Origin of the sequence: uncultured Sphingomonas sp. (genome assembly GCF_964237155.1) — a bacterium.
GTDB lineage: Bacteria > Pseudomonadota > Alphaproteobacteria > Sphingomonadales > Sphingomonadaceae > Sphingomonas.
Genome location: NZ_CAXSHH010000076.1, coordinates 1 through 10,796, shown reverse-complemented (window position 1 = coordinate 10,796; position 10,796 = coordinate 1). Strand labels below are relative to the sequence as shown.

12 protein-coding genes and 1 pseudogene are annotated in these 10,796 nt (G+C 68.5%); all 13 read left to right on the top strand.

From position 1 onward, the window contains the following. Positions 1–831: pseudogene (fliI, locus tag ACFE71_RS13095) on the top strand (flagellum-specific ATP synthase FliI); the annotation flags it as partial. A gap of 1 nt (position 832) precedes the next feature. Next, positions 833–1,246: a hypothetical protein gene (locus ACFE71_RS13090; RefSeq protein WP_375429232.1), complete on the top strand. Its 414-nt coding sequence runs from the start codon at positions 833–835 to the stop codon at positions 1,244–1,246. Positions 1,247–1,715: 469 nt separating this feature from the next. After that, positions 1,716–3,107, top strand: a complete 1,392-nt coding sequence (locus tag ACFE71_RS13085; protein ID WP_375429231.1) for a flagellar hook-length control protein FliK — start codon at positions 1,716–1,718, stop codon at positions 3,105–3,107. Between the two features lie 18 nt (positions 3,108–3,125). Further along, on the top strand, positions 3,126–3,740 hold the full coding sequence (gene fliL, locus ACFE71_RS13080) for a flagellar basal body-associated protein FliL (RefSeq protein ID WP_375429230.1): 615 nt from the start codon (positions 3,126–3,128) through the stop codon (positions 3,738–3,740). 33 nt (positions 3,741–3,773) lie between these two features. Further along, on the top strand, positions 3,774–4,739 hold the full coding sequence (locus ACFE71_RS13075) for a flagellar motor switch protein FliM (RefSeq protein ID WP_375429229.1): 966 nt from the start codon (positions 3,774–3,776) through the stop codon (positions 4,737–4,739). Then, on the top strand, positions 4,736–5,026 hold the full coding sequence (gene fliN, locus ACFE71_RS13070; protein WP_375429228.1) for a flagellar motor switch protein FliN: 291 nt from the start codon (positions 4,736–4,738) through the stop codon (positions 5,024–5,026). Before ACFE71_RS13075 ends, fliN begins: the two co-directional genes overlap by 4 nt. 5 nt (positions 5,027–5,031) lie before the next feature. Further along, positions 5,032–5,286, top strand: coding sequence for a flagellar biosynthetic protein FliO (locus ACFE71_RS13065; protein ID WP_375429227.1), 255 nt, complete (start codon positions 5,032–5,034; stop codon positions 5,284–5,286). Further along, a complete protein-coding gene (fliP, locus tag ACFE71_RS13060) occupies positions 5,283–6,185 on the top strand; it encodes a flagellar type III secretion system pore protein FliP (RefSeq protein ID WP_375429226.1) in 903 nt (300 codons plus the stop codon). Before ACFE71_RS13065 ends, fliP begins: the two co-directional genes overlap by 4 nt. Positions 6,186–6,193: 8 nt before the next feature. Further along, on the top strand, positions 6,194–6,466 hold the full coding sequence (gene fliQ, locus ACFE71_RS13055; RefSeq protein ID WP_375429225.1) for a flagellar biosynthesis protein FliQ: 273 nt from the start codon (positions 6,194–6,196) through the stop codon (positions 6,464–6,466). A gap of 141 nt (positions 6,467–6,607) precedes the next feature. Continuing rightward, on the top strand, positions 6,608–7,381 hold the full coding sequence (gene fliR, locus ACFE71_RS13050) for a flagellar biosynthetic protein FliR (protein ID WP_375429224.1): 774 nt from the start codon (positions 6,608–6,610) through the stop codon (positions 7,379–7,381). Then, positions 7,381–8,514 (top strand): flagellar type III secretion system protein FlhB, encoded by a 1,134-nt coding sequence (flhB, locus tag ACFE71_RS13045; protein WP_375429223.1) that lies wholly within the window; start codon positions 7,381–7,383, stop codon positions 8,512–8,514. Before fliR ends, flhB begins: the two co-directional genes overlap by 1 nt. A 76-nt stretch (positions 8,515–8,590) precedes the next feature. After that, positions 8,591–10,075 carry a flagellar filament capping protein FliD gene (gene fliD, locus ACFE71_RS13040; protein WP_375429222.1) on the top strand — a complete coding sequence of 495 codons (1,485 nt, stop codon included), beginning with the start codon at positions 8,591–8,593 and terminating at the stop codon, positions 10,073–10,075. Next, positions 10,075–10,473, top strand: a complete 399-nt coding sequence (locus ACFE71_RS13035; RefSeq protein WP_375429233.1) for a flagellar protein FliS — start codon at positions 10,075–10,077, stop codon at positions 10,471–10,473. The genes fliD and ACFE71_RS13035 overlap by 1 nt, the downstream gene beginning before the upstream one ends. The last annotated feature ends 323 nt before the right edge of the window (positions 10,474–10,796 follow it).

The window sequence follows — 10,796 nt, the reverse complement described above, 5'->3', positions numbered from 1 at the left end:
GCGGGCTCGGGCGTCGGCAAGTCGGTGCTGCTGGGCATGATGGTGCGCGCGGCGCGGGCGGACGTGGTCGTGATCGGCCTTATCGGCGAACGCAGCCGCGAGGTCGCCGATTTCCTGGAGACCAAGGTTGCGGGCGCCGCGCGCGCGCGCTCGGTCGTGGTCGCCGTCCCCGCCAACCATTCACCAGTACTTCGCATACGCGGCGCCCTCCGCGCCACCGCCATCGCCGAGGCGTTCCGCGAAGAGGGCCTCCGCGTGCTGCTCATCATGGATTCGCTCACCCGCGTCGCGCACGCCGGCCGCGAGATCGGCCTCGCGCTCGGCGAGCCGGCGTCGGCGCGCGGCTATCCGCCCTCCGCGATCGCGATGCTCCCCAACCTGATCGAGCGCGCGGGCGGCTGCGTCCGGAGCGGCGGGTCGATCACCGCCATCTACACCGTGCTGGCGGACGGCGACGACGGCAACGATCCGGTGGTCGACGCGGCGCGATCGATCCTGGACGGGCATATCGTGCTCAGCCGCGCGATGGCGGAACGCGGCGTCTATCCCGCGATCGATATCGGCCCGTCCGTCAGCCGCGTCATGACCGACATCGTCGACCGCCCGCACCAACTGGCGGCGCGGACGCTCCGGCGGCACCTGTCGACTTACGAGGAGAATCGCGACCTGGTGCTGATGGGCGCGTACCGGGCCGGGACGGACGCCGCGATCGATGCCGCGATCGCCTGCCATCCCGCGATCACCGAGTTCATCCGCCAGGACGCCGACGAGATCGTGCCGATGGCGGACTCGGTGGCCGAACTGACGGGCGTATTCGGCCAGGAGGACTGACATGGCGACCCACGCTCGGACGCTGGCGCGCATCCATCGCGTCCGCACCCTCCAGCTCACGCTCGCCCGCGCCGAGGAAGCGCGGGCGCGGGGCACCGTCGCGACCGAGACCGCGCTGTCGACGCGCATCGCCCAGCTCGCCGAGGCGGTCGCGCCGGTATCCGGCGACGCGCTGACATTGGTCGCGGCAGCGCATTATCGCGAGCGGCTGGGCGTTTCCGCGCTCGCCGCCGTCGCGCGCGTCGGCGCTGCCGAGGCGGACGTCCACCGCGCCGTGGCCCATGCGCGCACGACCAAGCAGGGCCAGGGCGCGGTCGAGAAGCTGATGGAACGCGCTGGGCGCGAGGCGGTCCGCCGCGACATGCGCGCGCTTGAGGAAGTTGGGCTCGGCCGCAAACGGCACGATCCTTGCTGAATGTTTCGTCGACCTGATCGACCGGACAATAGCCTGCATGATTTCCTCGGTATCGCCTCTGCTCAACCTTCTCGCGCCCAAGGCGTCCGCGCCCTTGGCGGGCGACTCGGCCGCGTTCGATCTCATGCTGGAGGGGGCAGGCGAGGCCGTGGTCAAGCGGCAACCGGCCACACCGACCGGCAACATGGTGCCGCCGATCTCGTCCTTGCCGTCGCCGACGCCGGCTTCGCTGATGCTTCCGACCGACGATCCGGCCGTGGACCCGCAATCGCCTGTGCCGGGCATTCTGGTCGCACCTCCACCCTCACCCCAGGTCGGGACACCTAAATCCCACGGAACGACGCCTAAGCCTGGCGCCTTGCCCCGTTTCGCTCGGCCGGAAACCTGTATGGCCCCTTCCACTCCGAAGGATGCGTCAGTCACTGCGGATGAACCGGAGGAGGTCGGCCCGAGCCCGGATGCTCCTCCCATGTTCGTCGGTGCGAGCGACGTCCCGCCGCAGATCGATCCCGGCACGACCGTGCCGATCCCAGCCGACGACCCGGCCCCGACACACGCATTCGACCCCATGCCGCGATCGGATGCGAACCTGGTCGCAATCGCGCCCACGCCCGGGGCGGTCGTCGTTTTCGATGAACACAGGCCCATCGCCCAATTCGTCGACGATGTGACGGAGTCGTCGCCGGAGCAGCCGACGAAGGCCGTGACGACGCTCGTCCCGCAGACCCTACATGATCGGACGACGATCCCCGCTTCGGTGACTTCGATCCTGCCGATCTCGGTCGGCGTAAAAGATAGTGCCGAAAGCCTGGCCGGTGCTCCGTCCGTCGCGGCTTCGAACGAATACGCCCCTGAATCGCCACTCGCGCCCGGTCGCGACCGGGCGGTCCCTAAACCGCCGATCATGATGCCGGCTGTCGGCCCAGCTTCGACCAACGCCGTCGTGGATCGCGCACCCAATCCGCCTCTCGTCGTCACTCCGCCGTCCCGCTTCGCCTTGCCATTTCGTCCGTTGCCCGACACCGCGATTTCCAAGGGGCAACCGACCACTCCAGCGCTCGATCGACTTGCGCCTCTATCGCCGGGTCCCGCCGGTACCGTCGCGCAGCCTGCCCCCGCGTCGTCGGTCGCCGTGTCGTCGCCCTCCGTCGTCCCGCCGGCCGAGGGCTCGCCGGAAACGACCGGGTCGTCGACCGCCACGCCGTCCGAGGCATCCAAGCCGGACACGTCCAAATCGACCGCTTCCGATCCTGCCCGCATCGCACCTACGCCGGTCGTGACCCGTGATCCCGCGCCGACCATGACCCGCGCGGTGATGAGCGGTACGGCTCGCCAGGTCTTCGCCGCCGATCTCCGCCGCGCGCCGCGCGACCCGCGGCCGGTCGCGGGCGATACCTTCCTGTCGCCGATCGAAGCCGCTCGCGTCGATGTATCGACCGCGACCGCGACCGCAGCCCTCGACTTGCGGCAGGATCGCTGGCCGTCGGCGATGGTGGAGCGGATCGAGCGGTTGCGCGATGCGGTCGACGCCGTCGACACGCGCATCCGGCTGATCCCCGACACGCTCGGTTCGATCGACGTCGCGGTGAAACGCGACGGCGACACGGTGCATGTCCACTTCACCGCCGAACAGGCCGCGACTCGCGCGCTGCTCCAGGACGCCGCGCCGCGTCTGGCCGAAGCGGCCGAGGCGCGAGGGCTGAAGCTCGGCCAGACGGCGGTCGGCGACGGCGACGGCGACGGCGACGGCGACTCGCAGCCGGGCGGTCGCCAGCCGCAACCGAATACCGCCCCCGTTCCCGCCCGTCCGAGCTCCCCGGCGGCGATGGACGAGGACGCCGCCGATACCCGCATCGCCTGAACGAGAAGGATCGATTGAATGAGCGACAAGCCCGAAGAAGCGCCCAAGAAGAAGGGCAAGCTGAAAAAGCTTTTGGTGCTCGGCGTGGGGCTGGTCGTGCTGGTCGGCGGCGGGGTCGGGGCGGGGCTGTATGCGGCCAGCGCCGGGCTCGTCGGCGGCGGTGGGCACGGCGAAGCCGATGAGAAACCCAAGCCGAAGCTGGTGTTGAAAAGCGAGCAGAAGCGTGGCGGCGAGGAAGACGCGAAGCGCGGCGACCATGCACCCGCGCCCGGTCACGAAGGCGAGCCGACACCCGAGGTCGCGGGCGGCGAGAAATACGCATCCAACTACTATGCGATGGAGAAGGAGTTCACCTCCAACCTCCAGAATTCGGTGCACTTCATCCAGGTCGGCGTCGCCGTTTCGACGCCCTATGACGACACGGTCATCGAGCGGCTGAAAACCAACGACATCGCGGTCCGATCGGCGATCCTGATGACGCTGAGCGACACCAGCGAGGAGCAGGTCTTCAACGCCGAGGGCAAGAAGCAGCTTCAGCGCAAGCTGGCGAAAGCGATCAATGAAACGCTCGAGCAGAAGGAGGGATTCGGCGGGGTCAGTAACGTTTACTTTACTAATTTCGTTGTTCAGTGAGGCATGGTTAACAGCCGCTCCACCACCGATACGATGGAACGTCGAGAGCGCGCGCGTGCGGGCTCTGGCCAGGATGCGCATCAGGGTGCGGCCGCGTTGCTCGGCCAGACCAAGCTCAATCCGTTCGGCGATCTGCATACGGTCCAGCACCTGTCGGCCCGGCTTGCTCGCAGCTTGCGCGCCGTGTTCGAGCCGTTGCTGCAGCGCGAGTTGCGCTGCTGGGCCGAGCCGCTCGCCGTCCAGCATTTCAGCGATTACCGGGCCGAGCGCGGCCACGACCTGACCGCCTGGCTGCCGATGCCCATGACCTCGCTCGGCGGGCAGGCGTTGTGCGTGTTTGACGGGCGGTTCGTGTTCGAGTTGCTCGACCTGTTCTTTGGCGGATCGGGTTTCACCCCGCCCGTGCTGCCGGCCGAGTTCTCGCCCGCGGCCGAGGCGATGATCGCGCGGCTGGGCGGCATGATAGCGCCGCCGCTCGCCGCCGCCTGGGAGCCGCTCGCGCGGATCGACTTCGCGGTCGGGCACGTCGAGGCGAACGCGGCGATGCTGGGCGTCGCCGCCGAGGACGCGCTGATCGTGACGCGCTTCGGCCTCGCCGCCGAGGACGCCCCGCCGGTCCACCTCGACCTGCTCTATCCGGTCGCCGCGATGAAGCCGCACGGCGCGAGCCTGACCGGCCGCGTCCTCGACAAGGTCGAGCCCGATCCTGCCTGGCGCACCGGGCTGACCCGCGCCGCCATGAACGTGACCTTCCCCGTCCGCTCGGTCCTGGCCGAGCCGGTCGTGCCCCTGTCGCTGCTTATGAACCTGAAGGCGGGCGACGTGATCCCAATCTCGTTCGGCGCGAACGTGCCCGTGATGGTCGGCGGCGGCTGCCTGGGCGCGGGCACAGTCGGCGTGTCGAACGGTCAGGCCGCCGTGCGCCTCACCTCGCTCGCCCACCAAGCTTCATCCGACACTCTTCCGTTCGCCCAACCGACCCAAGGACCCGCGCAATGAACGACATGACCGGCGGCTTTCCGGTCGACGCCAGCCTGGCGGCCAATTTCCGGCTGCTCCAGGACGTCGACGTGAAGCTGACGGTGGAGATCGGCTCCACCAACCTTTCCCTCCGCGAACTCCTCGCGCTCGGCGAGTCGAGCGTGATCGAGCTCGATCGTCAGGCGAACGAACTGCTCGACGTGTTCGTCAACGGCACGCTGATCGGCCGCGGCGAGGTGGTGACCGTCGGCGACCGCTTCGGCGTGCGGATGACCGAGCTCGTCTCTCCCGACAAGCGGAACTGACGCCCATGATGTGGTCCTACATTCTCAAGCTCGTCGTGCTGCTGCCGCTGGTGTGCGGGCTGATGGTCGGTTCGCTCTATCTGTGGCGGCGGTTCGAGCGGCGTATGCCGGGCAAGCCGACGGCGCGCACCATCGCCATTCGCGAGACGATGATGATCTCGCCCGGCCTCAAACTCGCGGTGCTCGATTTCGAGGGCAAGCGTCTGCTCGTGTCGGTCGGACGCGGCGGCGTCACGCTCGTGGACAAGGTGGACGCATGATCACGGTCAAGCGCCTTGGTCGGGGCGCTGCCCTCTTTTGTTCTCCCGCGCAGGCGGGAGCCCAGAGCAGCCGGAGTGAACCTGCTCGCTCTGGGTTCCCGCCTGCGCGGGGAAATTGGTGGGTGGCGGTGCTGACGTTGCTGCTCGCCATCGTGGTCGCGATGCCCGCATTCGCGCAAGGGTTGCCCGCCGTTCCGGCCCCGCCGGGCGTCGGCGACGCGGTCGACCGCGCGCTCGGGCAACTGGGCGGCGCGACGCCCGGGCAATCGGGCTCGTTGAGCTTGTCGCTCCAGGTCCTCATCATCATGGGCCTGCTGACGATCCTGCCGGGCATCCTGCTGATGATGACCAGCTTCACGCGGATCATCATCGTGCTGTCGGTGCTCCGCCAGGCGCTGGGGCTCCAGCAGACACCGCCCAACCAGGTGCTGGTCGGGCTGTCGATGTTCCTGAGCCTTTTCATCATGGCGCCCACGATCAACCAAATAAATACCGCCGCGATCGAGCCCTACGCCGCCGGCCGGATGCCCGGCACCCAGATGATCCAGGCCGCCGGCGCGCCGCTCCATGCGTTCATGTCCAAGCAGACCCGGATCAAGGATCTGACCATGTTCGCCGAGATGGCGAAGTCGGGGCCGTACCGGTCGGCGAACGACATCCCCTACGCCGTGCTCCTCCCCGCCTTCGTCACGAGCGAGCTCAAGACCGCGTTCCAGATCGGGTTCCTGATCTTCCTGCCCTTCATCGTCATCGACCTGGTGGTCGCGACCGTCCTCATGTCGCTGGGCATGATGATGCTGTCCCCGCAGATCATCTCGCTGCCGTTCAAGCTGCTGCTGTTCGTCCTCGTCGACGGCTGGGCGCTGACGATGGGCAGCCTCGCCAACAGCTTCGCGTGAGAAGCTAAATGGCCGACGCCGACTATTTCCTGACGCTCGCCAACCAGACCATGTGGGTGCTCGCGCTCGCCGCCGCGCCGATCCTGATCCCGGCGCTGCTCGCGGGTCTCATCTTGGGCATGATCCAGGCGGCGACCTCGATCAACGAACAGACGCTGTCGTTCGTGCCCAAGCTGCTGGTGGTGGCGTTCTCGATCATGGTGTTCGGCGGGCTGATCCTGGGGCTGTTGTCCGACTTCACCGTGGGAATTTTCGAGCGGATACCTGATCTTGTCCGCTGATCCCTCTCCCATCGGGAGAGGGAGGGGCCCGCTCGGCGCAGCCGAGTGGGAAGGTGAGGATGACGAGCCTCGCCAGGCACTCGTCACCCTCACCCTTCCGCCGCTGCGCGGCTCCCTCTCTCTCCCGATGGGAGAGGGATAATGCTTGGCTTCGGCCTCTCCATCGAGCCGCAGCTCTGGGCGCTGGTGTTCGTGATGATCCGTGTCGGCGCGGCGTTCGTGGCCGCGCCCGTGTTCGGGGCGGTGGCCGTGCCGCTACCGGTGCGAGTCGCCCTGTCAGGGGCGATCGGGGTGCTGGTGCTCCATGCCTATCCGGTGACGCCACCCGCCAGCCTGTTCGGGGTGGCGACGATCATGGCCGTCACCGCCGAGGCGCTGGTCGGGCTCGCGATCGGCTTCGTGCTCCAGATCGCGTTCGCCGCGCCGTTGATCGCGAGCGAGTTGATCGGCGGGTCGATGGGGCTCGGCTTTTCGTCGTCGATCGACCCGCAGAACGGGCGGTCGAGCCCCGCGCTCGGGCAGTTCTTCTCGATCATGCTGACGCTGTTGTTCCTGTCGATGGATGGGCACCTGGTGCTCGTCGAGATGATCGTGCGCTCCTACGACGCGCTGCCGCCCGGACAGGCGTGGATGGGCGCGGAGCGACTCAAGGCGATCGCCGTGTTCGGAGGCTACGCCTTCGCCGCAGGGCTGCTGCTGGCGCTCCCGGTCGGCTTCCTGCTGCTCTGCCTCAACCTGGTGGTCGGCATGATCTCGCGGTCGGCGCCTTCGCTCAACCTGTTCGCGGTCGGGTTGCCGATGAGCCTCGCCGTCGGTGTCGTCGCGCTCGCGGTGTCGTTCCCGGCGATGGGCGACTACATGCTCGTGATCGTCCGCGAGAGCCTCGAGGCCGCCGATCGGCTGGTGCTCGGCTGATGTCCGAGGCAGGCGGCGAACGGACGGAGGCGGCCACCCCCAAACGGGTTCGCGACGCGGTCGAGAAGGGCGATGTCCTCAAGAGCCGCGAGTTCGGGACGGCGCTGGCGATGCTGGCGGGTGTCGCCTGGGTGGTGTGGTTCGGGCCGGAGTTGATGAAGGCTTGCAAGGGCGTGATGACCGCCTCGCTCCGGTTCGAGCGCGCCGATGTGGAGGATTTCGCGCCCTTCCGCCCGATCCTGGAAGCGGGGTGGCGGCTGCTGCCGTCGCTCGCGAGCCTGTTCGCGGTCAGCGTCGGGGCGGCGATCGCCAGCCAGGCGGGGCTGGGGTCGCTGGGGTGGAACGCCAAGCTGCTGGCGCCCAAGGGCAGTCGTATCGATCCGGTTGCGGGGCTCAAGCGGATGCTGGGCTCGCAGGGGTGGATCGAGCTGGGCAAGTCGCTGCTCAAGGTCGTGCTGCTCGGCGCGATCGGCTGGTGGATGTTGGCGAAGGTGTCGCGGGTGGCCCCTTCGATGTCGGCCGCAGACATGGGCCAAGCCGTTGCGATCCTTGGCGATTTGTTCGCGAATACGCTGATCGCGATGGCGGGCGGGCTGGTCGTGATCGCGGGTATCGACATACCCGTCCAGGCGGTTCGGCGCATGATCAAGATGCGCATGACCAAGCAGGAGGTGAAAGACGAGCATAAACAGTCCGAGGGATCGCCCGAAGCCAAGCAGCAGCAGCGGCAACGCCGGCGCGAGGTGCTGCAGGGCGGCGCGCGCAAGGCGGTGGCGGAGGCGCATGTGGTGCTGACCAACCCGACGCATTTCGCGGTCGCGCTCAGGTACGACCGGGGCCGCGACCAGGTGCCGGTGGTGGTCGCCAAGGGGCGCGGCGCGACCGCGCTGGCGATCCGGGAGTTCGCGGGCGAGCTGGCGCTGCCGGTGCTCGAATATCCGCAGTTGGCGCGCGCGGTCTATTACACCAGCCGCGAGGGGCAGGAAGTGCGCGACGATCTGTATCTCGCCATCGCGACGGTGCTCGCCTTCGTGTTCCAGCTGAACGCCGAGGCGGGCGGGTCGACCCCGCCCCTGCCCCCGGTCGACGTGCCGTTCGGGGCGCGCTTCGACGAGAACGGCGTCACGGCCTAAGGGAGGACGGGGTGGCCGCCTAAAGAACTCCGGCCCGTGGCCGTTTACGAAGGAGAAGCGCGGGGAGCAGGTACGAATGGCCATCGAATCGATCGCGAAGACGCTGGGCGCGGGTTCCGGCATCGATGTCGGCGCGCTCGTCACTTCGCTGGTCGAGGCTCAGTTCGCGGCCAAGAACGCCGATTTCACGCGCCGCGAGGAGAAACTCACCGCGCAGATCTCGGGCGTGTCCGCGCTGAAGAGCGCGATCACCAACTTCGACGCGGCCCTGAAGGCCCTGACCAAGGGCGGCACCCTCGCGCCCAAGCCGGTCAGCGCCGACCCGAGCGCGATCCAGGTATCGCTGTTGCCGGACGCGACGGTCAAGAATCTGAGCGTCGCGGTCGCCGTGACGCAGCTCGCCTCCGCGCAGGCGTCGACCACGAACAGGTCCTACGACGCGGCCGTGATCTTCAAGGAGGGGACGATCACGATCGGCTTCACCAAGGCGGGACCCGACGCGGCGGCGCAGCCGAAGGACGTGACGCTGACGATCGCGGCGGGCCAGACGCTGCAACAGGTCGCCGACCAGATCAACGGCAGCGGACAGGTCGGCGGGCGCGTGTCGGCCATGCTTGTGAAGGACGGCACGGGTTCGCGCCTGGTGTTCAAGGCCACCGAGGGGGCCGAAAAGGCCTTCACCGTGACCGCCACGGACCGGCCGGACCAGGCGGCGACCGTGATCCCGCCCTCGCCCGCCTATACGAACAACGGCGAGACGCTGGACGGTTTCGATGTCGGCGCGAGCGTGACCGCGGGCGGCACGGGCGCGTTCACCGGCGTGGCCGCGCGCGACGCGATCCTGACCATGGACGGAGCGCAGTACCGTCGAACCAGCAACACGGTCGCCGACCTGATCCCGGGACTGAAATTGGAGCTGCTGAAAGTCACCGCCGCGCCGGTCGGACTGTCGTCCAGTCGACCGGGCGGGGCCTTGTCGGAGGCCGCCACCAACTTCGTCGCGGCCTACAACGAGATGCTGTCGGTGATAAGGGAACAGAACGATCCCTTCACCGGCGTGCTCAGGAACGATTCGGGCGCGGCCGTCCTGCAGCGCAGCCTGGGCCGGCTGACCACCGAAGCATTGATCGACACGGCCGTCGCGGGCGCGCCGCGCACGCTGGCGGACCTTGGCATCAGGACGGCACGCGACGGCACGCTGTCGGTGGACGACGCACGATTGACCAAGATGGTCGCCGATTTTCCGACCGCCGTGGAGGCGATGTTCGCCCAGGCGACCGGCCCGGCCTCCAAGGGCCTGTCCGCGGCGCTGAGCGCGATCACGAAGCGCGTGACGGACAAGAACGATCAAAACGCACCGTTGAACATGTCGGCCGCGACCTACACCAAACAGCTCGCCAGCCTGAGCCTGGCCAAGGAGAAGGCCTCGGTCCAGACAACCGCGTTTCGCGAACGGCTGACCAGGCAGTTCGCGACGATGGACGCGCGCACGGCCGCCTATAAATCGACGCAGACCTTCCTGGACAACCAGATCAAGGCCTGGAACCGGAGCGACGCGTGATGGCCTATGCGAGCGCGCTTCACAGCCCCGAGATGACCTATCGCCGGATCGACGTGGCGGGCCGCGCCGCGGCGGCCGGCGACGGCGCGGGGCTGGTGCAGATGCTGTATGAGGAGGTCGTGGGAGCGCTGCGCGCGGCCGCCCACGCCGCCGAGCACCGGAACTATGCGCGGAAAAGCGAGCGGGTGACGCGCGCGACCGCCGTCCTGTTCGCGCTGGAAGCCGGGTTGGACCATGACGCGGGCGGCGAGGTCTCGCGGACGCTGGCGACGCTTTATGGAGGCGCCAGGCGCGAAGTCGTGCGGGCCAGCCTGGGCGACGACCCCGCCCCGTTCCGCGCCGTGGCCGACGAGCTGGACGGCATCGCGCAGGCCTGGGCGAGCGTCCGGGCGCGATAGGCCGCCGCCGGACGGCCCGCTGGCTTTCCGCGGCCGCTCCGCTATATGATGGATCAAGTATTGCGCGCGGCCCAACTCGGACCGCCGTGATCCGTTCCGTCCACCCTTACAAGGTTCGGCCAAAGGTGGCGCGGGCCGCCGTTTTGTGGGACAAGGGCGTTCGCGCGGCCGAAGATCGGCCTCGACGCCAAGCCGGACCGGCCACGTCATGCAATCGGTAGGAGCCGCCATGTCCAGAGCGATCAACGTCAACGCACCCCAGGATCACGTCGTCGCGACCTGCGCCAAGAAGAAGCTGGGCATCTCGGCGATCGAGACGCTGC

Excerpts from the sequence above, each read along its gene's own strand:
- ACFE71_RS13090 (WP_375429232.1), top strand. The coding sequence starts at position 833 with ATGGCGACCCACGCTCGGACGCTGGCGCGCATCCATCGCGTCCGCACC.
- ACFE71_RS13085 (WP_375429231.1), top strand. The coding sequence starts at position 1,716 with ATGTTCGTCGGTGCGAGCGACGTCCCGCCGCAGATCGATCCCGGCACG.
- fliL (WP_375429230.1), top strand. The coding sequence starts at position 3,126 with ATGAGCGACAAGCCCGAAGAAGCGCCCAAGAAGAAGGGCAAGCTGAAA.
- ACFE71_RS13075 (WP_375429229.1), top strand. The coding sequence starts at position 3,774 with ATGGAACGTCGAGAGCGCGCGCGTGCGGGCTCTGGCCAGGATGCGCAT.
- fliN (WP_375429228.1), top strand. The coding sequence starts at position 4,736 with ATGAACGACATGACCGGCGGCTTTCCGGTCGACGCCAGCCTGGCGGCC.
- ACFE71_RS13065 (WP_375429227.1), top strand. The coding sequence starts at position 5,032 with ATGATGTGGTCCTACATTCTCAAGCTCGTCGTGCTGCTGCCGCTGGTG.
- fliP (WP_375429226.1), top strand. The coding sequence starts at position 5,283 with ATGATCACGGTCAAGCGCCTTGGTCGGGGCGCTGCCCTCTTTTGTTCT.
- fliQ (WP_375429225.1), top strand. The coding sequence starts at position 6,194 with ATGGCCGACGCCGACTATTTCCTGACGCTCGCCAACCAGACCATGTGG.
- fliR (WP_375429224.1), top strand. The coding sequence starts at position 6,608 with ATGCTTGGCTTCGGCCTCTCCATCGAGCCGCAGCTCTGGGCGCTGGTG.
- flhB (WP_375429223.1), top strand. The coding sequence starts at position 7,381 with ATGTCCGAGGCAGGCGGCGAACGGACGGAGGCGGCCACCCCCAAACGG.
- fliD (WP_375429222.1), top strand. The coding sequence starts at position 8,591 with ATGGCCATCGAATCGATCGCGAAGACGCTGGGCGCGGGTTCCGGCATC.
- ACFE71_RS13035 (WP_375429233.1), top strand. The coding sequence starts at position 10,075 with ATGGCCTATGCGAGCGCGCTTCACAGCCCCGAGATGACCTATCGCCGG.